The following is a 21,645-nucleotide window of genomic DNA, read 5'->3' on the forward strand; positions in this document are numbered from 1 at the left end:
GAAAAGGGATGTTTTTTACGTGATCCATAGCGTGGTGATACTGGTCTGGTTGGGACTCTGCGCGTTGCAGGACATGCGTCAACGGCAAATCGCCAACCGCTTGACCCTGGGGGCGGCGTTTTTGGCCTTGATCTACCTGGTATGGACGGGTACGACCTGGTTGGGTGCGCCCGCCACCGATGGGGGCTGGGCCTTCGCCGTGGCGCTGTTGCTGACCTTGCCGGGGTATGCGCTGGGCCGCTTTGGCGCAGGGGATGTGAAGCTGCTGGCCGCCCTGGCCCTGGCGAGCAATCTGGATGCCTTATTGTGGTCGTTGATCGGTGCCGCCGTGTTCCAGGGCGCCTGGGTGCTTATCCATCAACGGCTTAGCGTGCGCCGCGAGGTATCGTCACCGGGCGTGTCAACAAAGCAGCCTTATGCCCCCTTTGTATTGACAGGGTTTGTGCTGTACTGGCTTTGGATCCATTAGTCGCACAAGGCCTCTATCGCTATGTACATAGTCGGAAAGTAGGTCTAGGTTTATTGAGTGGATGCATAGGATTCTTCGTCAAAATGGATAGGTCAATCTTTTGGCTGGCCAGGCATGGAGTAACGCGTGAACAAGCTTACCTCGGCGGTGAAAGTGCTCGTGGTCGACGATCAACCGTTGATCGTTGAAGAGCTCTGCGAATTTCTTGAAAGCAGTGGTTACCGCTGCGTCCCGTGTGAATCCAGCCGACACGCCTTGCAGCGCTTCAGCGAAGACGCCGAGATCGGCCTGGTGCTGTGCGACCTGCACATGCCGGACATGGACGGCATCGAGCTGGTGCAGGCCATGCAGAAGGTGGCGGGCAAGGCGCGGGCGTTCGAGGCGATCATGCTCACTGGGCGGGCCGACAAACAGGACGTGATCAAGGCCCTGCGTGCGGGGATCTCGGACTACTACCAGAAACCGATCAATCTCGACGAGTTGCTCGAAGGCCTGCAGCGCCAGGAAGCGGCATTGGAGGAGCGGCAGAAAGAACTGCAACTGGGGCACCTGAACCAGAAGCTGCAATACCTTTCCGAATCCATCAATGACCTGTACCAGGACCTCGACAAAGTGCGTCGCAGCCCAAGCGCCGGGTTGGCCGATGAGGCCGATCTGGTTGCCGAAGACGCCGGGCCGATGGAAATTCCGACCATCTTCAACCAGCTGTCACCGCGCCAGCTTGACGTTGCGCGCCTGGTGGGCAAGGGCCAGACCAACTACCAGATCGCCTGCGAACTGGGGATCACCGAGAACACCGTCAAGCTGTACGTGTCCCAGGTATTGCGCCTGACCCATATGCATAACCGCACCCAACTGGCACTGGCCTTGTCGCCGAGCAACTCGGCGATGCGCCAGCGAGTGACCGCCCATTGAGTGTCACTGGCTCTTGCCGCCTTTAGAACCCCCACCCGACTCCGATTCATAAAACTCCGGAATCGGGTGCTTGTGACTGTCCAACCAACGCTGCAAGGACTGCTCCCGTTCCGCGGGCGTGGCCCTTTGCGGCGTCGGCGAAGCGGCCCGCCCATTGATCTGCAACGCCATCCAGTTTTCCGTTTCCGCCTGCTGCGGTGATGACGGGCCGGGTTCGATGGCCATGGCACCCAGTGGTAATAGCGCCAGCCCGATCAGGTAATGTGCTTTCATCGATCACTCCTTACTTGAGGCTCACCGGCAGGCCATCGCGGACTGTCGCGACTTTGCGCGCCGCCGTGCGGGCACCCTTGAGTTTTTCCGCACGGGCCTGGGCGTCCGTGACTTGCTCGCGGCTCAGGCCCAGTTGGCTGACCACTTTGGCCGCTTGCCCCCAGTCATCCTGATAGATCAACAGCGTTACCAGGTTGACGGCGGCCAACGGGTCGCCCTGCTTGAGTTCGATGGCGGTCATGAACTCAAAGCGAGCGTCTTCCACGCGCAATTGGTTGAGGTACACCACGCCCAAGTCATTGCGGATCTTTTCGTCGGTGGGCGCCAGCTGCGCCGCCCGTTGCAGGTGCGCCGTGGCCAGTCCGTTGTCGCCCTTGGCAACCGCCAACTGCCCCAGGCCGTGCTCGCCTTCGGCGGTCATGCAGGTGCCGAGCAGGCTGCGGTACAGCGGCTCGGCTTCACTGCGCCCGAGCAGGCGGTACGTGCGGGCCTTGCGTTGACGCACCTGAGGCAAGGCGTCGGGCAGGTTCTGCAGGTTCGCCAGGCTGGCGTGCAGCTTGCCTTCGTTGGCCAAATCATCGGACAGGTTGAGCGCCAGTTCCTGCTCCGAACTCGGCTTGGCGCAACTGCCCGGCGAGGTCAGCGCGGCCCAGGGCGATTGGCCGTTGGTGGCGCAGCCGCCGAGCATCAGCAAGGCCATGCCGGCAATCAGTACTTTCATCAACGTCTCCTCAAAAATGGACCAACGCACGGGCGATGCCGATAAAGGCTGGGCCGCCGAGCACGATCAGCAACGCAGGGAACAGAAACACCATCATCACCACTGACATCTTTGCCGACATCTTCGAAATGTATTCCTGCAGGCGGGTCAGGCGGCGGTCGTCGAGCAGTTGCTTGAGCGCCAGCAAGGACTTCATCGCGCCGCCGCCCTGCTGGATCAATTGTTGGAGGATGATGCAGGTATCGGTGAACTCATCCACCTCCAGCAAACGCGCGGTCTTGCCCAGTTCTTCGCCCAGCTCTAGCCCGGAGTCGACCCGCGCCAGGATCAGGCGCAATTCATGGGTGAGGTGAGGGAGCAAGCGTTGGGCTTCGGTGCCCAGTACGCGCAATGACTGTTCAACCGCCATGCCCGATTCGAAGAGGATGCGCAGCAGCGGAATGAAGGTTGAGATTTCTTTGGCGATGGCCTGCTGACGATGCCTGGCGGCGGCGGCCAGCACGCGTTTGGGTAGCAGGTAGCCGATGCCCAGGCCAAACAGGGGCGCAATCCAGGCGGGGTCCATGTCAGGGAAAAAAATCTGCTGGCCGAGAAAAGTCAGGCCCAAGAGCACGATCGGCAAGCCGATCTGAAAGGCCGCAAACAACGAGCGTTGGCTGGCCTTGCGCCAACCGATGCGGTTGAGCAACACCTGGGTCTCGTTGTCCAGGCTGACCGAGCGCTGCGCCAGGCTGCTTGCGCCGAGTTGACGCAACAGCGTACCGAACTTGGCATCGCCACCCATGCGCCCTTGCAGACGTTCAGCGACCTGGCGATCACGCCGGCGGTTTTCGAGCAACTGGCCGCCCACCAAGACCAGGGCGGCGAGTAACAACAAGGCACACGCCAGCAGGGCCATCTCAGACACTCCTCAGCATGCGCCACATGAGCAAGGTGCCGCTGATGTCCATGGCCAGCGCGCTGAACAGCATGATGCGCCCCGTGCCGTCGTTCCACATGGTCATCAGGTAATCGGGATTGACGATGATGAAGTAGCCCACGATCAGTATCGGCAGCCCGCCGAGCACGTAGGCGGTCATGCGGGTTTCACCGGTCATGGCCTTGAGTTGACGGGCGCCCTGTTCCCGTTCGCGGATCATCTTGATCAGGTTTTCCAGCAGCTCACTGGCATTGCCGCCATAGCGGTGGTTGACCTTCAAGCCCAGGGCGAACAGGCGGAATTCGTCCTGTTCGTAGAACTCAGCAAAGTCGCTGACCGAGTCCGGCAGGCTGACGCCCATGCGCACGTTGCGCTGCACACGGCCCATGGCTTCCTTGAGCGGGTTTTCAGTGCTCTCGACGCCACCCAATACGGCATCGGCCAAGGTTCTGCCGGATTTGAGGCTGCGCACGCTGTGGTCGAGCAACTGCGGCAGTTGCTCGACCATGCGTTGCACCCGGCGTTGATAACGCCAACTGATGTACACCCGCAGAAACAGCGGCGGCCCCATGATCATTGCGATCAGGCCCAAGCCGTCGGCGAGCAGCCAGCCCAGCAGTACGCCGATCACCCAGGCGCTCAACCAGAGGCCAAGGCGGTCGGTGGGTTTGCCCAACCCGGCGCGCTGAAACATCCGCTCAAGGCCGGTCCACGTGGTGTTGACGTCCTGTGCTTCGGGCTGGCCCTGGCCGAGGCGTTCCAGTACGCGGTCGGTCTGGGCCTTGCGCAGGCCATGCTGAAGTTGCCAGAACGACAGGCCGATCAGCAGCAGGCAAACAAGCAACAACACCGGTCCTATCATCACGCGCTCCCTATGACTGCAAGGCCGATTCGCGGCGCAGTTTGTCGCCGGCCGGGTTGACGGCCTCGCGCAGGAAACCGAAGCCGGTGCGCCGGTCCAGGCGGAACAGGGTGTTGGTGACATACACGTCTTCGCGCACGCCGACCACTTCCACCACTTCGCTGACGCAACGGCGGCCATCGGGCATGCGCGTCAGCTGGATGATCACGTCCAGCGCAGCGCAGATCATCTGGCGCAGGGTTTTTTCGGCGACCACACGGCCGGTCAAACCCACCAGGGTTTCCAGGCGCAGCAGGGCATCCTGGGCATTGTTGGCGTGCACGGTGCTCATGGAGCCGTCGTGGCCGGTGTTCATGGCGGTCATGACGTCGAGTACTTCCACGCCACGGATTTCCCCGAGGATGATGCGGTCCGGGCGCATCCGCAGGGCGTTGCGGATCAGGTCGCTGGAACGCACTTCGCCATGGCCCTCGGCGTTCGGCGGACGGGTTTCCAGGCGCACCACATGGGGATGGCCCAGTTGCAGTTCGGCGACGTCTTCGATGGTCACAAGGCGTTCATGGGGGTTGATCAACTGGCTGAGGATGTTCAGTAGGGTGGTCTTGCCGGTGCCGGTGCCGCCGCTGATCAAAATATTGCAGCGCTTGCCCACGGCCTCCTGGAAGAACTCGAAGATGCTTTGATCAATGGTCTGCATGGCGACCAAGTCGCTGCTCTTGAGCATGTCCTTGCGGAATTTCCGGATCGACAGGCACGGGCCATCCAGGGCAATCGGCGGGATGATCGCGTTGACCCGGCTGCCATCGGGCAAGCGCGCATCCACCATCGGTGAGGACTCATCCAGGCGCCGGCCCAGCGGCGCGAGGATGCGTTGCATCACACGCTCCACGTGGTGGTCGTCGATGAACCGCAGGTCACTCTGGTGCAACAGGCCATCGCGTTCGATAAACACCCGATGTGGCCCGTTGACCAGGATTTCCGTCACCGAGGGGTCACGCAGCAGCACTTCCAGCGGGCCGAAACCGGTGAGTTCGTCGACGATTTCTTCGGCCAGGCGCTCCATCTCATAACGCGAGATCGCCAGGCGCATGCGCGTGATGTATTCGGAAACCTTGTCGATGACAAATTGCGCCAGGGACTGGCGCGTGCCTTCGAGCAGGTTCTTACCCGACTCCTCGATGGCGTCGATGATGTAGCGGTGCAGCACCAGCTTCAAGCCATCGTGATCGCTGTTGCCACCGGCAGTGCGGGCCGGGCCGCCAAACAGTTTTTCGCCGTTCATCGTCCCGACCCCAGGATGCGTTCAAACCAGCGCATTGAAGGTTTTGCCAAGCCTTCGGATCGCTTCGCCAGGCGCTCGCCCAAGGTGCGCACGGCTTGGGTCAAGGGTTCACGCGGGGCCAGGGCAAACAGGGTCTGGCCCTGGTTTTTCACGTTCAGGCGCAGTTCGGCGCTCAGGGGCAATACAGCGATGCACTCAAGGCCGAAGCTTTTTTCCAGGGCTTCGGTGTCGGGGGCGCACGCCTTGATATAGCGGTCCACCACCAACTTGGCGTGATCGAGCTTCATGCCTTTTTCGCGCCAGCGGTTGAGTATTGCCAGGTTGCGGCGACAGTCCAGCACACTCTGGTCGGTGCACCACAGCAGCTTGTCGCAGTGGCTGACAAAGGTGCGCAGGGCTTCGCTGTCGGGTTGCCCGGTAATGTTCACGACGATGTGCTGGAAATGTTGGCGCAGCGCACTGAGCAACATGAACAGTTCGGCGGCGCTGGTGAGTTTGAGCGGTTCGTCACCGGTGGCGTAGGCCAGGATGCGCAGCCCGCCCAGGGCCGTGGTGAAGGCGCTGTTGATCAGGGTGGTATCGAGGCGGCGCAAATGCCGCAACGCATCACCGAAATTAAACGTGCTCTCCAGGCCCAGCAAGGCCAGGCTGTCGCTGCGCGGCAGGCCCAGGTCGAGCAGCAGGGTTTGCTGCCCGCTCTTTTGCACGACCAACGCCAGGTGGGTGGCGAGCATTGCTCCATCGGCATTGCTCTGGGTGCCAAACAATACGGTCAGGCCGCCCAGCTGTGTGTTGGGCGTGACGGTGGGCAGGCGCTTGCTCAAGCGTCGCACCAGGCCCGCCACTTCACTGGAGCGCGAACCGTAGGCGACGAAATCGCGGGCACCGGCGCGCATCGCATTCAGGACCAACTGGTTGTCCATGCCATCGCCCAGGGCGACCACGGCGAGCATCGGCTTGGCTTCCAGTGCGCCTTCGATGAGTGCGCTCTGGGCCACAACGTTTTCGCGGTCCAGGCCGACGAACACCAGGTTGGCGAAGGTCACGTCCACCAGCGCCAGCAGTTCGTCGAGGCTGCCGGTGCCGGCGCTGACGACTTGGCCCAGGGGCGCCAGGGCGCCCTGCAGCCACTCCAGGTCTGTGGTGTTGCGGGTGATGGCGAGAAAGGTCTGGCTCAGGCTATCGCTCATTGGGAAAGTCCACTGCGACGGTCGAAGTTGCCGTTTTCCAGGAAGAACAACCGATACCAGTTCGGATCATAGTTGCGCAGTTTTTCGCCCGGCAGGGAGGGCAGTTGCGCGTTGGCCGCCAGCGGTTGCACCAGATGCGGCGTGACGATCATCAGCAGTTCCTTCTCTTCGCGGCTGATGTTGGAGTCACGAAAAAATGCGCCAAGGATCGGGATATCGCCCAGCCCCGGAAACTTGCTGATGGTTGAGCGGTTATTGGTGCTGATCAGGCCGCTGATCACAAAGCTTTCGCCATCGGCCAGGGACACGCTGGTGTCGGTTCGACGGACCGTCAGGGCCGGCACCTGGATGCCTTCGATCTGGACCGCGTTGCTGTAGTCCAACTCGCTGACTTCCGGCGCCACCTTGAGGGTGATGCGGTTGCGGTCAATCACTGTAGGGGTCAGGGTCAGGCGAATACCGAACTCTTTGTATTCGATGGAAATGGTGTCGCTGCCGGCACTGGGTACCGGCACTGGCACCTCGCCGCCAGCCAGAAAGGAGGCACTCTGGCCGCTCATGGCCACCAGGCTTGGCCGTGCCAGGGTGTAGGCAAAACCGCTGCGTTCCAGAGCGTTGATCATGGCTGAGACGCGACCGCCGCCAAAACCGATATTGAAGTTGCTGCTGCTGATCGCCAGGGCCTGGGTGGTGGGCGTAGGGAACAGCAAGTTAGGGCTGCCGAAAAAAGCGTTCTTGGCGGTGCCGAGGATCGTGGTGCTGGCCTCTTTGAGCTTGGTACGACTGACCTCGACAAAGCGGATATCCGTCTGCACCTGGCTGGGCAACAGCGGATCGTCCGACGGCGACAGCGACAAGCTGGTCAAGGCCGACGTCGCCTTGCCTTTGACGAACACCATGCTCTGGCGCGGCGTGCTGGCGCAGGCGGTCCAGACCATCAGGCTGGTGGCGCCGGACGAGACACCGGTCAGCAGAAAATTGCGGTCACCATTGACCCGCACATCTGCGATTCTCGGGTCGCCGATGGCCAGGCGCGTAATTGCCACTGGCGATTGCAGCTCTTGTTGCAGGCCTTCTCCCACCTCGACCACGGCGGGCAACTGGCCCAAGGCGCTGCAGTTGCCCGGCGCCGCCACGGCCATGCCGACCGGCAGGCTCGACAGCATCAGGGCCCAGGCCAGTTGCGTGAACAGGGGTGCGTAGCGATGGCTCATTCAAGGCATCCTTGCTCGATCACGGAGTTTGTGGCGCCGCTTGGGCGCCGCGAATCACTTCAATGCCACGGCGTACGCCGGGCCCAGCGGTGGAGGTTTGGGCGACGCGTTTGGGCGGGCCGACCAGGGCCAGTTGGGTGAATTGGTAGAGGTCGCGGTTGGCGCTTTCCAATCGCTCTGACGCATCGCTTTCGCCGGCCCAGTAGCGGCTGAGCAGTTGTTCCTCGGCGCTGCGTACGGCCAGGCGCAACACGCCAGCTTGGGCCGCGAGCATCAGGCGGCTTAACAGTGGCTCCGGCACGGCCAGCACCACGGTGCGTGCGCCGGCTCGGCGTTGGGCAGCTTGGACGCGTTCTTCAGGCGTGGCCGGAGGAGGAACCGCAGGTTTGCCATCGTTGGCCAGGCCCAATTGGTCACCGACGCTGAGCAGGCGCATGGCCGGAAGAACGATCTGCGCCGACTGCTCGGCGTTGCCCGCATCTTGACGCAGGAACAGCAGCACATCCACGTAGTCGCCGGGCGTCAATTGACCTCCGGCGCCGCTCACTTCATCCACCGCTACGGCCAGGGCGCGCTCGTTCGGGCGGATCATGCGTGCGAGTGGGCCGCCGGCGCTGAAGCTTTCTTCGGTGAGCCACGTGCCCGCGCCCAGCGTACGCAGGGGCGTGCGGCCGATGGCCTGGTCGAGTTGGGTGAGGCTGCCGGCGGGGGCGGTGAGCAGTTTTTCGACCGCCAGGTCGGCGGCGGTCAACGGAGTAAAGGCGGGCACGTCATGCACCAAGACCACCACCGGTTGGCGGGTTGGGTCTTCAACGGCAGCGGCAGTGTGATCAACAGAAACGACAGGTGCGGCAGGGGCGGCTACAGGCTCCGGTGCGCGGCTTAAAACAAGCCCCCAGTACCCGGCGATCAAGGCCCCGATCAGCAGCAAGCCGGCCAGGACCATGCTGATGCGACTGTTCATGACGGCTCTCCCTTTCCCGTTGCACTGCACACCCGCTTAATCCGAATGGGTTAATCCGCAACCTGGCTGTGATGAACATCTAACGATTTGGCTATTTGAAGGTAGCTCAGCTAGGACGAAATGCCATTACCCCAGGAAAAATTTATCTGAACTATAAAAGCAGCCTTTCAGGGTGCGGGTTTATGGCGTCAACGTTACGACTAATACTTTATGATTAATCCGTTATTACAGTTGTGAGGCTGAGGTTTGTTGACAATGCTCTAGTAGCACGCCGCGATCATCTGGTACTAGAGCCGTTCCGGCTTCCAGTGGCGTTTTAGGGAGAAGTCTTATGTTCCTTGACCTGGTGTTGAAAATTTATGTCCACACGCAACTTTTCTTCAGCCGCAAAGAGGGAGCTTCAGGTATTGAGTACGCCATTGTCGTGGCGTTAGTCGCGCTCGTTATTGTGGGTGCCGGGACAGGGCTGGGAACTAAGATAAAGACAATCTTCACTAACATGTCTTCCGGCATGCCGACGGGGACTTGATTGATTTTTGGCTGCTGTTATGACTATCCCCTTTTGCAGGTAATGCCATGAGCGCGTCTTCTTCACGCCAGCAAATTCTATTGGTGGACGACGAAGAGGATGCTCTTATCGAACTCGCCGAATCCCTCGAAAACGAGGGATTTGTCTGTTTCACTGCCACTTCCGTCACCTTCGCCCTGCAAGAATTGACACTTCACCCGGACATCGCGCTGGTCATCACGGACCTGCGCATGCCCGAGGAAAGTGGCATTTCCTTGATCAAGCGCTTGCGCGAACACACCTCACGCTCACACCTGCCGGTAATCGTGATGTCGGGCCATGCGGAAATGGATGATGTGAGCGACATGCTGCGCCTGCAGGTGCTGGACCTGTTTCGCAAACCGATCTACCTGGTGCGGTTGATCGATACCTTGAACAACCTGTTCCCTCTCCCCAAAACCAGACTGTAGGCGCCGCTATCCCAGGCGCCTACAGGGCCCGGTTACAGCTGGTAGCTGAAACTCAACGAATACCGAGGCCGCCGATCGTAGCTGTCCAATGCCACGTCCGACATCGGCTTGGCGACTTCCAGCGCGATGTTGTAGTACTTGGCATCACCAAAACGCAGCCCCAGCGCCGCCGATGACAGGTCGTTGCCTTTGACCGGCACGTCGTTGAACCAGGTCTTGGCACGGTCGAACACCACGTAGGGTTGCAGGATCCTCACCCAGTCGCCGGCGCGGTTGTAGCTGTAGTTGACCTCGTAGGCCAGGCCCCAGCCCTTGTCGCCGGTTCCCTGGTCATCCGGGTAGCCGCGTCCGAAGCTTTGCCCGCCGAAGGTGGCGCGTTCGCTGTCGGGCAAGTAATCGTTGCTCCAGTAGAGCGCGCCCGATAGCACGCCTTGCCAGTTATCGAACAGCTTGTTGCTCTGCACGCCGGACAGGCGCAGGCGGAAGAAGTCGAGGTCCGGCTTGAGGCCGCCGAAATCCGTGCGGGCCTTGGCGCCCAGGCCATTGATCCCTTGGTAGATGCCACCGCTGATGATGCGCAACTGCGTGGTGTCGGCCTTGCGCCAGTCACCTTCGAATGCCAGGGCGCGCAGGTCTGTTTCCAGTTCAAAGCGTTGTGGGAAACCGTCGATCTTGTAGCGGTTGGTCTGGTCGACGGCGTAGAGGCGCGTGCCCAGGCTCAATGACTCGCTGGGCGAGGCGATAAAGGGGTGGCTGAGACCAATGGAGTAGCGGTCGATTTCCTGGTGTGGCTTGAGTTCCAGGCCGTCGCCCAGTTGCAGGCCGGTCTTGGGATCGGCGCGGTAGCGTTCGCCCGAGAGGGCAAGTTGGGTGCCCTCGGCGTTGATGAATTGGCTGTAGCTCGCGCGGTAGTAATGCTCTTTGTCTTCGCCCGGTGGGAACAGGCCGCTGACGCTCAGTTGTTCGCCCATGGACGTCCACGAGTTGCTGGTGGCGGTCAGCAGCGCTTGGGTGCCGCCGCGGTTGGCTTCATTGAGGCTCATGCTGGTGGTAAAGGGTTTGCGGCTGGCAGTGACCTGCATATGCGTGCCGCCATCGGTGGTGTTGGGTGGCGGCACCAGGGCTTGCACGGTGAGGCCAGGGATGGCGCTCATCAGCGTGGTGTAGCGTTCGAAGGTCTTGCGTGTAAGCGGGCGCTCGGCCTTGAGTTTTTCCGCCAGTTTGTCGATGTAGGACGAGACCGAACCGGTGTCGCCTTGCACTTGGTAATCGCGGATATAACCCTCTACCAACACCACTTGTACCAGGCCGCCTTCGAAGCGTTGTTCCGGCAGATAGGCATAGGACAGCAGATAGCCGTCCTCTTGGTAGCGGCGGGTAATGCTGCGGGTGGCTTCGATCAGTTGCGCCAGGTTGGTTTCACGGCCAATCAGCGGCTCGAAGACCTGGGCGACTTCCTTGAGCGGGTAGACCGTGCCGCCGTCGATCTGCAGTTTGCGGATGGTCACTTTGGTGTCCATCAGCAGCGGTTGCCCGGCGGTCGCCGCTGGCACCGGCACCTGGGTCGGTGTGGCGGCGGGTCGGTAGGCGTCGGCGGGCAAGTTGGGCACGGGCAGGTTGCGGATGGTGTCGTTGCTGTTGAGGAAACTGGGTAGGGTATCGGCGTGGGCGTAAGCACTGAGGGTGAGCAACAACAACGGCGTCAAAGCGCGCATAGGACACTCCATGGTCAAAATTGCTGCAGCGTTTCGCAGATTCCCGCCGGGCTCTGGGGCGCGGTTCGGGGATTTTCCGGGATCGATCACTGACCCATAAAAAAAGACGAGAGACTTAGTGGGGTCTCTCGTCTCAACCAAGCGTAGGCGCTGTAGGTGAGGCCGTCTAATCGGCCAGGTGCAATTCTATTTTTTGCCAGTCAGGCCACCCAACAGCCCGCCCAGAAGACCACCGTTCGCATTGGCGCCTGCCGAGGCACCGGCACCCACATTCAGGCCGCCACCGAGCAGGCCGCCGCCGGTGTTGGTGCCGCCGGTGACCAGGCCGCCAATCGATGCCACGGTGCCACCCACTGCGGTCACGGTGCCGCCCAGGGCATTGGTGACCGGGTTGGCGTTGGTGCCGCTGATTTTGCCGCCGAGGCTGCTGACGGCGCCGCCGACATTCGAGACCAGGCCGTTGACCGGGCCACCCAGGCCGGTGGCATTGCCGACGTTTTGGGTCAGGCTCTGCACGCCACTGGTGACGGGGTTGAGTGCGCCGCCGATCTGGCTGGTCAGCCCGGCAACGGGGGCGCCTGCCGCCGTGTTCGGCGTGCCGCTGCCACCCAGGATTGTGCCCAGCGAGGCCACGGTGGTGCCGGCTTTGACGCCGGTCACGCCGGTCGCGCTGACCACGCCATTGGTGCTTCCCGCATCCAGGCCGCTGCCAGCGCCTGCGATGATGCCGCCGATGAGTTCAGGCAAGCCCAGCTGGTTAGTGCCGCCGCCGGTCCCACCGCCGCTGCCGCCACCATTGCTATCTGCATCCGGGTCGACATAACCACTGGCCTTGCCAACCACGGTGCCGACACCATTGAGCACGTCGCCCACGGCGCCGGTCACAGGGTTGCCGGTGCCGCCTGCGCCAGCAACTTTATCGCCGAGGCCGTCGACGGTATCGCCGACTTTTTGCAGCAGGCCGCCCACGGGCTTGTCGAGACCGGTGGCGGTGCCGACTTTACCGGTTGTGTTTTCCACCAGGGAAACCACCGGCACCAACACTTTCGCGCCGACGGTGTTGGTGACCGAACCGAGTGGGCCAGTGGTGCTGGCGGTGCTGAGGGTGTCGCCGAGCATGGTCACGGCATTGCCGACCTTGCCCACCACGTTGCCGACTGCCGGCGCGGCGCCGCCGACCACAGGCACGTTGCCCAGCAGGGTGGCCACGTTAGTACCGGTGACGGTCACGCCATCGCCCAGGTCGGAAACGCCGTTGGCCACGCCAGCGACGGTTTTGCCCAGTGCATTGCTGTCAGTACCCAGCGAACCCAGGCCGTCTGAAAGGCCGGTGCCGATGCTGCCGACTGCGTTTCCGGTCGCGTTGACCAGGCCACCGGCAGTGGCGCCCACGATGGGCAGGCTGCCAAGGGTGGTGCCCAGGCTGCGGACGGTGCCGCCGAGGCCGGTCACGGTATCGCCGACGGTGTCGACCACCGTGGCGGTGACCAATGGCGTCGAGCCGCCGCCGGGGTTGGTGCCAGGGTCGGTGCCGCCACCGGTACCACCACCCGTACCGCCGCCTGCGCCCGCGCCAGCATCGGAAGATCCACCACTGTGATGCCCGCCACCACCGCTGCTGCAGCCGCCGAGTGCCAGTGCTACTGCCAGGGCCAGCGCGGTACTTGCTTTCCAAAACACGACTTGAGTTTTCATGATTGAGTTCCTTGCACCTGTACAACCTTGGTTGTCTTCAAACGCTCACTATTTCTGGGGATAGCGATGTGTTTGTCCGTGTGGCTATAACAGCCCCGGCGGTGCGTTCGCTCAATGCTCTACTTGGTATTAACGATTTATATACGGCGCGGGTGTACCGTTTAAGTAACTAATGCCAAGGGTATAAAGCGAGGATGTATCAAGATATATATGTGTTTATTATCAATGACTTGAATAAAAAAGCGGACTTTGAGAAGTCCGCTATTACTTAGGGTGTATATATACAATTAATCGAGTTATTTCAGGCGATCGGCCGCCACTTACCTACCATATGTTCAATATCGCCCGCGCCTTTCAACCACAACTCACCGCTGGAACCGGCGGCGCTGGCCAATAACGTCACTTCACCGGGCAGGCGCACGGGTTTTCTGAACTCGACGCTGATCTCGATATTGGCGGTGGGCAAGTGTTCGCCAAGGGCGGCGAGGGTGTGCGCCTTGTTCCACAGCCCGTGGGCGATGGCCTGGGGGAAACCGAACAGCTTGGCGGTGATGGCGCTGAGGTGAATCGGGTTGTAGTCGCCGGAAACCCGTGCATAACGGCGGCCGATATCGGCGGGGGCTTTCCAGCGGGTCAGTTCGCTGACCTGGCTGGGGGAGAGTTGGGCGTCATCTTCGGGTTCGCCTTCCAGCTTTACGCCCCGGCACAGCATGCGGCTTTCGGCTTCCCATAGCAGGCCGAGTGAGTCCTCGACGGTGGTGATCAGATCGAAGGTTGCGCCTTTGGGGTGGGGCCTGAGGTTCTGCGTGTGGACTCCGACGGACAACTCACTCACTCCCCCGAGCGGGCGATGAATGCGGATGCGGTTACTCAGGTGAATCAACCCCAGCAACGGGAAGGGAAATTTTTTGTCGGTGAGCAGTTGCATCTGTAACCCGAAGGCCAGGATATGCGGATAGGTCGCCGGCAGGATCGGGCTCTGCGCAAATCCGCAGACCTTACGATATGCCGCCACCTGCTTGGGATCGATGCTCACCCGGCAGCGCAACCCCTGCTCGGGCAGTGTGTTGCCGGTGATCTTGCGTTTGAGTGCCGCGCGCCAATACAGCGGCGGCAGGAATGGCGTAGTGCCTAGCGTCTTCCATTGCATGTTTATGCTCCCAAGAGGCTTTGCCCACACACCCGCAACGCTTGCCCGCTGACCGCACCGGAGCCCGGTTGGCCGAGCCACGCCACTGCTTCGGCGACGTCCTGCGGCAGGCCGCCCTGGCCCAGCGAACTCATGCGTCGCCCGGCCTCACGCAAGGCGAATGGAATATGCGCAGTCATCTGGGTTTCGATAAAACCGGGGGCCACCGCATTGATGCTGATGCCGCGCGCCTTGAGCAGCGGTGCCCACGCTTGGGCGAGGCCGATCAATCCCGCTTTGCTCGCAGCATAGTTGGTCTGCCCACGGTTACCGGCAATGCCGCTGATGGAAGCCAGCAACACCACGCGGGCGTTGTCATGCAGGGTGCCGCTGTCGAGCAGCGCCTGGGTCAGCACTTGGGGCGCATTGAGGTTCACCGCCAGCACCGCGTCCCAGTATTCCGGGGTCATGTTGGCCAGGGTTTTGTCACGGGTGATGCCGGCGTTGTGCACTAGGATGTCGAGGCCATCGGGCAGGTGTTCGATCAATTGGCTGGCGGCATCTGCGGCGCAGATATCCAGCGCGACCGTGCGTGCCCCCAGGCGCGCCGCCAGGGCTTCGAGGTCGGCCTTGGCCTGGGGCACGTCGAGCAGGATCACTTCGGCGCCGTCGCGGGCCAGGGTTTCGGAGATGGAGGCACCAATGCCTCGGGCAGCACCGGTGACCAGCGCCTTGCGCCCTGCCAGGGGCCGTGTCCAATCCTCAACGGGTGTGGCGCACGCTTCCAGGCGAATGACCTGGCCGGAGATATACGCGCTTTTGGGCGAGAGGAAGAAGCGCAACGCACCTTCCAATTGATCCTCTGCACCGTCGCCCACGTAGAGCAATTGCAACACGCCGCCGTTGCGCAGTTCCTTGGCCAGCGAACGGCTGAACCCTTCCAGGGCGCGCTGGGCGCTGGCGGCGAAGGGATCGCTGAGGCTTTCCGGCGCGCGGCCGAGGATCACCAAGTGGGCGCTGTTATTCAGGTTTTTCAGCAGCGGCTGGAAGAATTCGCGCAGTTGCTTGAGTTGATCGGTGTGCTGCAAGTCGCTGGCGTCGAACACAACGGCCTTGAGCTTGGGACCGTGGCCGGGGATCCAGGTCGATGTTTCGGTACCGTAGGTATAAATCGCGTCGGTGAGCTTATGGGCAAACGCCTGCACGTTGCTCGCCAGCGCGCCGCCGCCCAGCAGCAAAGCACCTTCCACCGGACGCAGGCGTCCGGCTTGCCAGCGTTCCAGGCGTACCGGTGACGGCAGGCCAAGGGCGGCGACCAGGCGATGGCCGAGGCTTGAGTTGGCGAAGTCGATATAACGGTCAGACATGGAACGCTCTCCGAAGGCTGGGGTTCAAAGGGTTGACCACCCCGGGGTGGCACTCGTTCGATTGAGCCTAGGCTAGGCTGAATGATTCCACCCATAACCATAAGGGAGCTTTCCATGAATCAATTGCGCCGTGTGGCGATCATCGGCGGTAACCGCATTCCGTTTGCCCGCTCCAATGGCCCTTACGCCACGGCGAGCAACCAGGCGATGCTGACCGCCGCCCTGGAAGGCCTGATCGAACGCTACAACCTGCACGGCTTGCGCATGGGCGAGGTGGCCGCTGGCGCCGTGCTCAAACATTCCCGCGACTTCAACCTCACCCGCGAATGCGTGCTCGGTTCGCGCCTGTCGCCGCAAACCCCGGCCTATGACATCCAGCAGGCGTGCGGCACCGGTCTGGAAGCGGCGTTGCTGGTGGCCAACAAGATCGCGCTGGGCCAGATCGAATGCGGGATTGCCGGCGGGGTGGACACGACGTCTGATGCGCCCATTGGAGTCAATGAAGGTCTGCGTAAGATCCTGTTGCAAGCCAACCGCAGCAAATCCGTGGCAGATAAATTAAAAGTCCTGTTACAACTTCGTCCCCATCACCTCAAGCCGGAACTGCCACGCAATGGCGAACCCCGTACCGGTTTGTCCATGGGCCAGCACTGCGAATTGATGGCGCAAACCTGGCAGATCCCCCGCGCCGAGCAGGACCAACTCGCCCTGGAAAGCCACCAGAAAATGGCCGCCGCTTACGCCGAAGGCTGGCACAACGATTTGCTCACCCCGTTTCTGGGCCTGACCCGCGACAACAACCTGCGGCCGGATTTGACCCTGGAAAAACTCGCCGCCCTCAAGCCGGCTTTTGAGCGCAGCGAAAAAGGCACGCTCACCGCCGGCAACTCGACGCCGCTCACCGATGGCGCCTCGCTGGTGCTCTTGGGCAGTGAAGCCTGGGCCAAGGAGCGCGGTTTGCCGATCCTCGCGTATTTGCGCGATGGCGAAGCGGCGGCAGTGGATTTCGTCAACGGTGCCGAAGGCCTGCTGATGGCGCCGGTGTATGCGGTGCCGCGCTTGCTGGCGAGGAATGGTCTGACGTTGCAGGACTTCGATTACTACGAGATCCACGAAGCTTTCGCTGCCCAAGTGTTGTGCACGCTCAAGGCCTGGGAAGATGCGGACTACTGCAAGACACGCCTGGGTCTTGACGCCCCCCTGGGCTCCATCGACCGCAGCCGGCTCAATGTAAAGGGCAGCTCCCTGGCCGCCGGACACCCGTTTGCCGCCACGGGTGGGCGTATCGTCGCCAATCTGGCCAAGTTGCTGGATGCGGCGGGCAAGGGCCGCGGGCTGATATCCATCTGTGCGGCAGGCGGGCAGGGCGTTACGGCGATCATTGAACGCTGAAACTGGCCTATTGGTTGCATTCTTAAGTGATCAACGGTCGGTAGCCCCTCCCACCGACGCGCTGATTGCCGTATAACGAGTGCCATACGCGTATTTGGTAATAAAGGACCCACAATAAAAGCTGATGAAGACTCCTAAACGCATTGAACCCCTGATCGAAGACGGTCTGGTCGACGAAGTGCTGCGCCCACTCATGAGTGGTAAAGAAGCAGCTGTTTATGTGGTGCGCTGCGGCAACGAATTGCGTTGCGCCAAGGTTTACAAGGAGGCGAACAAACGAAGTTTTCGTCAGGCATCCGAATACCAGGAAGGCCGTAAGGTCCGTAACAGCCGGCAGGCCCGGGCCATGGCCAAGGGCTCCAAGTTCGGCAAGAAAGAAACCGAAGATGCCTGGCAGAACGCCGAAGTGGCGGCGCTGTTCCGCCTGGCCGGTGCGGGCGTTCGCGTGCCCCAGCCGTTCGACTTTCTCGAAGGCGTGCTGCTGATGGAGTTGGTGGCCGACGAGTACGGCGATGCGGCGCCGCGTCTGAACGACGTCACGCTGGAACCGGACCAGGCGCGCGAATACCACGCCTTCCTGATTTCCCAGATCGTGTTGATGCTGTGTACCGGCCTGGTGCACGGTGACCTGTCCGAGTTCAACGTGCTGCTCACGCCGACCGGCCCGGTGATCATCGACCTGCCCCAGGCGGTGGATGCGGCGGGCAACAACCACGCCTTCAGCATGCTGGAGCGCGATGTGGGCAACATGGCGTCCTACTTCGGGCGCTTTGCCCCGGAGCTGAAGAAGACCAAGTACGCCAAGGAAATGTGGGCGCTGTACGAAGCTGGCACCCTGCACCCGGCCAGTGTATTGACTGGTGAGTTCGACGAGCCGGAAGAGCTGGCGGATGTCGGCGGCGTGATCCGCGAGATCGAAGCGGCGCGGTTGGACGAGGAGCGTCGCCAGGCGATTCGCGCGGCGGATGATGCGCCACCGAGCAAGGTGCCGGACGAGCCACCGCCACCGCCGTGGATGCAGTAACGATTCAGTATGAGCTGGTTTTTGTGGTGAGCGGGCTTGCCGCGCGGGCAAGCCCGCTCACCACAATAAATCCAGGCTCAATCGGATATCGCGTTTTCTCCTTCAGGCGCAACAGCTACCCGACGCCAACTCCTTGAGAATCGGACAATCCGGCCGATGATCGCCCTGGCAGTGTTCCACCAGGTCCTGCAAGGTATCGCGCAGTTGCCCCAGTTCCAGAATCTTCTTGTTCAGGTCATCGATATGCTGGCGCGCCAAGGCTTTTACGTCGGCGCTGGCCCGTTGCCGGTCCTGCCACAGGGTCAGCAGCTTGCCGACTTCCTCCAGTGAAAATCCCAGGTCCCGCGAACGCTTGATAAACGCCAGGGTGTGCAAGTCATCCTGCCCGTATACGCGATAGCCACTGTCGGTACGATGCGCGGCTTTGAGCAGGCCGGTGGATTCGTAGTAGCGAATCATCTTGGCACTCAACCCACTCTGGCGCGCGGCTTGGCCGATGTTCATGGGCGCTGATCCTCCAGGTTCTTGGGCTTCCACGTCTTCAACAGTAACGCATTACTCACCACGCTGACGCTGGACAAGGCCATCGCCGCGCCCGCCAACACCGGGTTGAGCAGGCCGAATGCCGCCAGGGGAATGCCGATCAGGTTATACACAAAGGCCCAGAACAGGTTCTGGCGGATCTTGGCGTAGGTCTTGCGGCTGATCTCCAGCGCTGCCGGTACCAGGCGCGGATCGCCGCGCATCAGGGTGATGCCCGCGGCGTGCATCGCCACGTCGGTGCCGCCACCCATGGCGATGCCGATGTCGGCGGCGGCCAAGGCCGGGGCGTCGTTGATGCCGTCACCGACCATCGCCACCACGCCGGTTTTTTTCAGCTCGGCGACGGTGGCGGCTTTGTCGGCGGGCAATACTTCGGCGTGAACGTCGTCGATACCCAACGCCTCGGCCACCACGCGGGCACTGCCGCGATTATCACCCGTGAGCAAATGGCTGCTGATGTGCTGGGCCCTGAGTTGCTCCACCGCTTCCAGCGCACCGGGTTTGAGCGTGTCGCCAAAGGCGAACAGCCCAAGCACTCGGGGTTGTGCGCCTTGCTCGATCAGCCACGACAAGGTGCGGCCTTCTGCCTCCCAAGCCTTGGCTGATTCGGCCAGCTCGCCCGCGTTCAAGCTGCTTTCTTCCAGCAGGCGACGATTGCCCAGGGCCAGTTGCAGACCCTCCAGCGTGCCGGCGATGCCGCGTCCGGTCAGGGATTGGCTGGCCGTTACGTCAGCCACCTTCAGCCCTTTTTCATCACAGGCATCCAGCACGGCTTTGGCCAGCGGGTGTTCACTGCCCCGTTGCAATGCGCCGGCTTGCTGCAGCAGCAAGGCCTCGTTCCCATCCACGGCCGCCAGGTGCGCAATTTTTGGCGCGCCGGAGGTGAGGGTGCCGGTCTTGTCGAAAACCACCGCGCTCACTTCATGGGCGCGTTCCAGGGCTTCTGCGTCCTTGATCAAAATGCCGTGGCGCGCGGCAACACCGGTGCCGGCCATGATGGCGGTCGGCGTGGCCAGGCCCAGGGCGCAAGGGCAGGCGATCACCAACACGGCGACGGCATTGATGATTGCGGTTTCCAGGGACGCGCCATACAGCCACCAGCCCACCAAGGTCACCAACGCCAGCACCAGCACGGCCGGGACGAATACCTGGCTGACTTTATCCACCAGTTTCTGGATCGGTGCCTTGGCGGCCTGGGCGTCTTCCACCAGGCGGATGATCCGCGCCAGTACGCTTTCAGCGCCGAGGGCCAGGGTGCGTACCAGCAGGCGGCCTTCGCCGTTAATGGCGCCACCGGTCACCTGATCGCCGGGTTGTTTCGGTACGGGCAGGCTCTCGCCACTGATCAGGGCTTCGTCGGCATGGCTTTGGCCCTCGACGACTTCACCGTCCACCGGGAAGCGTTCACCGGGTTTTACCAGCACCAGATCATTGAGTTTCAGGGCATTGATGGCGACCTCTTCTTCACGGCCTTCAATCACCCGAATCGCCCGCTCCGGACGCAAGGCTTCCAGGGCGCGGATAGCGCTGGCGGTCTGGCGCTTGGCGCGGCTCTCCAGGTATTTACCGAGCAGCACCAGGGCGATCACTACCGCCGAGGCTTCGAAGTACAGGTGCGGCGCCATGCCAGGGTGCGCCGTGAGCCATTCATAAATACTCAGGCCGTAACCGGCGCTGGTGCCGATCGCCACCAGCAGGTCCATATTGCCAGCACCGGCACGCACGGCTTTCCAGGCGGCGATATAAAAGCGTGCGCCAAAGATGAATTGCACGGGGGTGGCCAGCGCGAACTGCGCCCAGGCGGGCAACATCCAGTGCAGGCCGAACGGTTCCACCAGCATCGGCAGCACCAATGGCAAAGCCAGCAGGATCGCCAGCAGCAGCGACCAACGCTCGCGGTGCAGGCGCTGGGCTTGATCCGTGTCGGTGGCGGTTTCGCTTTGGGGCAGGGTGGCGGTGTAGCCGGCTTTATCGACGGCGGCGATCAACACGCCGGGGTCCATCTGGCCGAGTACTTCGATATGGGCGCGCTCATTGGCCAGGTTGACGCTGACGCGTTGCACCCCCGGCACCTTGCCCAGCGCACGCTCGACCCGGCCGGCACAGCTGGCGCAGGTCATGCCGCTGATGGGCAGGTCAAAGGTGGTGGATCCATTCATGGGGCAGTCCTCCAAGAGAAGTTGCCCCTAGGATCAACCTTGACCTGTGGGGAAGGTCAAGCGCCTTCAGTATTCCAGTTTGGCGGCTTTGAGGTACATCCCATCCGGGCCCTGGGCAATGCGCAATTTGCGCACGTCACCGGCCTTGAGCGTGATGTTCTGCGCCGGCGGCGCCAGCATCCCCGGCAGGCAGCCAGGGGATTGGCCTGGCAGCAGCTTCAGGCGCAACGACAGATTACCCGCCGGCAAGTTGAACGACGTAGCCTGCTCCTGGAACAGCCGGCCGGCGAGTTGGTCATTCAGGTACAGGCCGATCTCGCAGTTGGTCGGCACTTCCAGGCGTTCCCGGGAAATAATCAGCACCGCATAGTCTTCTGCGGCGAAGGCCTGAGGCACGGCGGCCGACAAGCTCATCAGGCCCGCAAGGGCAAAAAACGACCAGCGCATGGCGAATGCTCCGTGGTGTGAATCAAAGATGGGTGAAGCTTGGCCTTAGAAGCGTGCAAATACCAGCCCGGCAGAAGTTTGCGGAACTTGACCTTGCCATCGTGGCAAGGTCGAGACTGGGTCCAACCTCATCAAAGGAGTCATGTCATGCAAGTATTCAGCGTTGAAGGAATGACCTGCGGCCATTGCGTTCGAGCGGTGACCCAGGCCGTGCAGAGCCAGGACCCGGCGGCCAGCGTGAAGGTCGACCTGGCGGCCAAGGAAGTGGGCGTCGAAAGCCGTTTGTCTGCCGAGCAAGTGATCGAGGCGATCACCGAAGAGGGCTACAGCGCCAAGCTTGCCTGATACGGGTAAATAGTTAGCGAGCTATCGTGTTCAATGCACCCA

The 21,645-nt window shown here is 62.0% G+C and carries 22 protein-coding genes; 7 read left to right on the forward strand and 15 right to left on the reverse strand.

What is annotated here, in order from left to right:
* Positions 1 to 19 precede the first annotated feature (19 nt).
* The gene (locus tag ACP7EW_RS21535; protein WP_426219532.1) at positions 20 to 469 is read left to right on the forward strand and encodes a prepilin peptidase; all 450 of its coding nucleotides are present in this window, start codon (positions 20 to 22) and stop codon (positions 467 to 469) included.
* A 126-nt stretch (positions 470 to 595) separates the two neighbouring features.
* Positions 596 to 1,384: a response regulator transcription factor gene (locus tag ACP7EW_RS21540; RefSeq protein ID WP_033897327.1), complete on the forward strand. Its 789-nt coding sequence runs from the start codon at positions 596 to 598 to the stop codon at positions 1,382 to 1,384.
* A gap of 3 nt (positions 1,385 to 1,387) precedes the next feature.
* Here the strand turns inward: ACP7EW_RS21540 and ACP7EW_RS21545 are convergent, their stop codons facing one another.
* Genes ACP7EW_RS21545 through cpaB form a run of 8 tightly spaced genes read right to left on the reverse strand, consistent with a single transcriptional unit; the run spans position 1,388 to position 8,809 of the window.
* On the reverse strand, positions 1,388 to 1,657 hold the full coding sequence (locus tag ACP7EW_RS21545) for a DUF3613 domain-containing protein (protein ID WP_061435169.1): 270 nt from the start codon (positions 1,655 to 1,657) through the stop codon (positions 1,388 to 1,390).
* A 10-nt stretch (positions 1,658 to 1,667) separates the two neighbouring features.
* Complete coding sequence (locus ACP7EW_RS21550) at positions 1,668 to 2,378, reverse strand: hypothetical protein (protein WP_426219535.1); 711 nt, start codon at positions 2,376 to 2,378, stop codon at positions 1,668 to 1,670.
* 10 nt (positions 2,379 to 2,388) lie between these two features.
* Positions 2,389 to 3,276 carry a type II secretion system F family protein gene (locus ACP7EW_RS21555; protein WP_033897324.1) on the reverse strand — a complete coding sequence of 296 codons (888 nt, stop codon included), beginning with the start codon at positions 3,274 to 3,276 and terminating at the stop codon, positions 2,389 to 2,391.
* 1 nt (position 3,277) lies between these two features.
* Positions 3,278 to 4,159, reverse strand: coding sequence for a type II secretion system F family protein (locus ACP7EW_RS21560; RefSeq protein WP_426219538.1), 882 nt, complete (start codon positions 4,157 to 4,159; stop codon positions 3,278 to 3,280).
* A 10-nt stretch (positions 4,160 to 4,169) separates the two neighbouring features.
* Positions 4,170 to 5,441, reverse strand: a complete 1,272-nt coding sequence (locus ACP7EW_RS21565) for a CpaF family protein (RefSeq protein WP_426219540.1) — start codon at positions 5,439 to 5,441, stop codon at positions 4,170 to 4,172.
* Complete coding sequence (locus ACP7EW_RS21570) at positions 5,438 to 6,631, reverse strand: pilus assembly protein (protein ID WP_269132752.1); 1,194 nt, start codon at positions 6,629 to 6,631, stop codon at positions 5,438 to 5,440. Before ACP7EW_RS21570 ends, ACP7EW_RS21565 begins: the two co-directional genes overlap by 4 nt.
* On the reverse strand, positions 6,628 to 7,845 hold the full coding sequence (locus ACP7EW_RS21575; RefSeq protein WP_033897320.1) for a type II and III secretion system protein family protein: 1,218 nt from the start codon (positions 7,843 to 7,845) through the stop codon (positions 6,628 to 6,630). The genes ACP7EW_RS21570 and ACP7EW_RS21575 overlap by 4 nt, the downstream gene beginning before the upstream one ends.
* A gap of 19 nt (positions 7,846 to 7,864) precedes the next feature.
* Positions 7,865 to 8,809 carry a Flp pilus assembly protein CpaB gene (gene cpaB, locus ACP7EW_RS21580; RefSeq protein ID WP_269132753.1) on the reverse strand — a complete coding sequence of 315 codons (945 nt, stop codon included), beginning with the start codon at positions 8,807 to 8,809 and terminating at the stop codon, positions 7,865 to 7,867.
* A gap of 331 nt (positions 8,810 to 9,140) precedes the next feature.
* Here cpaB and ACP7EW_RS21585 point away from each other — a divergent pair, with 331 nt between their 5' ends.
* Together ACP7EW_RS21585 and ACP7EW_RS21590 are read left to right on the forward strand one after the other, a co-directional pair.
* Complete coding sequence (locus ACP7EW_RS21585; protein ID WP_426219543.1) at positions 9,141 to 9,338, forward strand: Flp family type IVb pilin; 198 nt, start codon at positions 9,141 to 9,143, stop codon at positions 9,336 to 9,338.
* A gap of 47 nt (positions 9,339 to 9,385) precedes the next feature.
* Complete coding sequence (locus tag ACP7EW_RS21590) at positions 9,386 to 9,787, forward strand: response regulator (RefSeq protein ID WP_269132756.1); 402 nt, start codon at positions 9,386 to 9,388, stop codon at positions 9,785 to 9,787.
* 32 nt (positions 9,788 to 9,819) lie between these two features.
* On the opposite strand, the gene ACP7EW_RS21595 is transcribed toward ACP7EW_RS21590, so the two are convergent.
* The 4 genes from ACP7EW_RS21595 to ACP7EW_RS21610 form a co-directional block, all read right to left on the reverse strand.
* Positions 9,820 to 11,502, reverse strand: a complete 1,683-nt coding sequence (locus ACP7EW_RS21595) for a ShlB/FhaC/HecB family hemolysin secretion/activation protein (protein ID WP_426219545.1) — start codon at positions 11,500 to 11,502, stop codon at positions 9,820 to 9,822.
* 186 nt (positions 11,503 to 11,688) lie between these two features.
* The gene (locus ACP7EW_RS21600) at positions 11,689 to 13,197 is read right to left on the reverse strand and encodes a collagen-like triple helix repeat-containing protein (RefSeq protein ID WP_426219548.1); all 1,509 of its coding nucleotides are present in this window, start codon (positions 13,195 to 13,197) and stop codon (positions 11,689 to 11,691) included.
* A 301-nt stretch (positions 13,198 to 13,498) separates the two neighbouring features.
* A complete protein-coding gene (locus tag ACP7EW_RS21605) occupies positions 13,499 to 14,347 on the reverse strand; it encodes a MaoC/PaaZ C-terminal domain-containing protein (protein WP_426219550.1) in 849 nt (282 codons plus the stop codon).
* 2 nt (positions 14,348 to 14,349) lie between these two features.
* The gene (locus ACP7EW_RS21610; RefSeq protein ID WP_426219552.1) at positions 14,350 to 15,693 is read right to left on the reverse strand and encodes a 3-oxoacyl-ACP reductase; all 1,344 of its coding nucleotides are present in this window, start codon (positions 15,691 to 15,693) and stop codon (positions 14,350 to 14,352) included.
* Between the two features lie 114 nt (positions 15,694 to 15,807).
* On the opposite strand from ACP7EW_RS21610, the gene ACP7EW_RS21615 reads away from it, so the two are divergent.
* A complete protein-coding gene (locus tag ACP7EW_RS21615; RefSeq protein ID WP_426219554.1) occupies positions 15,808 to 17,085 on the forward strand; it encodes an acetyl-CoA C-acetyltransferase in 1,278 nt (425 codons plus the stop codon).
* A gap of 124 nt (positions 17,086 to 17,209) precedes the next feature.
* A complete protein-coding gene (locus tag ACP7EW_RS21620; protein WP_016977033.1) occupies positions 17,210 to 18,109 on the forward strand; it encodes a PA4780 family RIO1-like protein kinase in 900 nt (299 codons plus the stop codon).
* 102 nt (positions 18,110 to 18,211) lie between these two features.
* Here ACP7EW_RS21620 and cueR read toward each other — a convergent pair whose 3' ends face one another.
* The 3 genes from cueR to ACP7EW_RS21635 all read right to left on the reverse strand — a co-directional run bounded on the left by cueR (position 18,212) and on the right by ACP7EW_RS21635 (position 21,258).
* The gene (gene cueR / locus ACP7EW_RS21625) at positions 18,212 to 18,613 is read right to left on the reverse strand and encodes a Cu(I)-responsive transcriptional regulator (RefSeq protein WP_426219556.1); all 402 of its coding nucleotides are present in this window, start codon (positions 18,611 to 18,613) and stop codon (positions 18,212 to 18,214) included.
* A complete protein-coding gene (locus ACP7EW_RS21630; protein WP_426219558.1) occupies positions 18,610 to 20,811 on the reverse strand; it encodes a heavy metal translocating P-type ATPase in 2,202 nt (733 codons plus the stop codon). Before ACP7EW_RS21630 ends, cueR begins: the two co-directional genes overlap by 4 nt.
* Before the next feature lie 66 nt (positions 20,812 to 20,877).
* Positions 20,878 to 21,258, reverse strand: coding sequence for a hypothetical protein (locus tag ACP7EW_RS21635; protein ID WP_038845813.1), 381 nt, complete (start codon positions 21,256 to 21,258; stop codon positions 20,878 to 20,880).
* A gap of 147 nt (positions 21,259 to 21,405) precedes the next feature.
* Here ACP7EW_RS21635 and ACP7EW_RS21640 point away from each other — a divergent pair, with 147 nt between their 5' ends.
* On the forward strand, positions 21,406 to 21,603 hold the full coding sequence (locus tag ACP7EW_RS21640) for a heavy-metal-associated domain-containing protein (protein WP_016977037.1): 198 nt from the start codon (positions 21,406 to 21,408) through the stop codon (positions 21,601 to 21,603).
* Positions 21,604 to 21,645 lie beyond the last annotated feature (42 nt).

Source organism: Pseudomonas sp. DWRC2-2, from assembly GCF_049897885.1.
Classification (GTDB): Bacteria; Pseudomonadota; Gammaproteobacteria; order Pseudomonadales; family Pseudomonadaceae; genus Aquipseudomonas; species Aquipseudomonas azotoformans_A.

Bases quoted from the DNA above. Each gene is read 5' to 3' on its own strand.
- ACP7EW_RS21605 (WP_426219550.1), bottom strand. From the start codon at position 14,347: ATGCAATGGAAGACGCTAGGCACTACGCCATTCCTGCCGCCGCTGTAT.
- ACP7EW_RS21615 (WP_426219554.1), top strand. From the start codon at position 15,808: ATGAATCAATTGCGCCGTGTGGCGATCATCGGCGGTAACCGCATTCCG.
- cpaB (WP_269132753.1), bottom strand. From the start codon at position 8,809: ATGAACAGTCGCATCAGCATGGTCCTGGCCGGCTTGCTGCTGATCGGG.
- ACP7EW_RS21555 (WP_033897324.1), bottom strand. From the start codon at position 3,276: ATGGCCCTGCTGGCGTGTGCCTTGTTGTTACTCGCCGCCCTGGTCTTG.
- ACP7EW_RS21595 (WP_426219545.1), bottom strand. From the start codon at position 11,502: ATGCGCGCTTTGACGCCGTTGTTGTTGCTCACCCTCAGTGCTTACGCC.
- ACP7EW_RS21575 (WP_033897320.1), bottom strand. From the start codon at position 7,845: ATGAGCCATCGCTACGCACCCCTGTTCACGCAACTGGCCTGGGCCCTG.
- cueR (WP_426219556.1), bottom strand. From the start codon at position 18,613: ATGAACATCGGCCAAGCCGCGCGCCAGAGTGGGTTGAGTGCCAAGATG.
- ACP7EW_RS21640 (WP_016977037.1), top strand. From the start codon at position 21,406: ATGCAAGTATTCAGCGTTGAAGGAATGACCTGCGGCCATTGCGTTCGA.
- ACP7EW_RS21630 (WP_426219558.1), bottom strand. From the start codon at position 20,811: ATGAATGGATCCACCACCTTTGACCTGCCCATCAGCGGCATGACCTGC.
- ACP7EW_RS21635 (WP_038845813.1), bottom strand. From the start codon at position 21,258: ATGCGCTGGTCGTTTTTTGCCCTTGCGGGCCTGATGAGCTTGTCGGCC.
- ACP7EW_RS21570 (WP_269132752.1), bottom strand. From the start codon at position 6,631: ATGAGCGATAGCCTGAGCCAGACCTTTCTCGCCATCACCCGCAACACC.
- ACP7EW_RS21620 (WP_016977033.1), top strand. From the start codon at position 17,210: ATGAAGACTCCTAAACGCATTGAACCCCTGATCGAAGACGGTCTGGTC.
- ACP7EW_RS21610 (WP_426219552.1), bottom strand. From the start codon at position 15,693: ATGTCTGACCGTTATATCGACTTCGCCAACTCAAGCCTCGGCCATCGC.
- ACP7EW_RS21560 (WP_426219538.1), bottom strand. From the start codon at position 4,159: ATGATAGGACCGGTGTTGTTGCTTGTTTGCCTGCTGCTGATCGGCCTG.
- ACP7EW_RS21545 (WP_061435169.1), bottom strand. From the start codon at position 1,657: ATGAAAGCACATTACCTGATCGGGCTGGCGCTATTACCACTGGGTGCC.
- ACP7EW_RS21550 (WP_426219535.1), bottom strand. From the start codon at position 2,378: ATGAAAGTACTGATTGCCGGCATGGCCTTGCTGATGCTCGGCGGCTGC.
- ACP7EW_RS21565 (WP_426219540.1), bottom strand. From the start codon at position 5,441: ATGAACGGCGAAAAACTGTTTGGCGGCCCGGCCCGCACTGCCGGTGGC.
- ACP7EW_RS21590 (WP_269132756.1), top strand. From the start codon at position 9,386: ATGAGCGCGTCTTCTTCACGCCAGCAAATTCTATTGGTGGACGACGAA.
- ACP7EW_RS21585 (WP_426219543.1), top strand. From the start codon at position 9,141: ATGTTCCTTGACCTGGTGTTGAAAATTTATGTCCACACGCAACTTTTC.
- ACP7EW_RS21600 (WP_426219548.1), bottom strand. From the start codon at position 13,197: ATGAAAACTCAAGTCGTGTTTTGGAAAGCAAGTACCGCGCTGGCCCTG.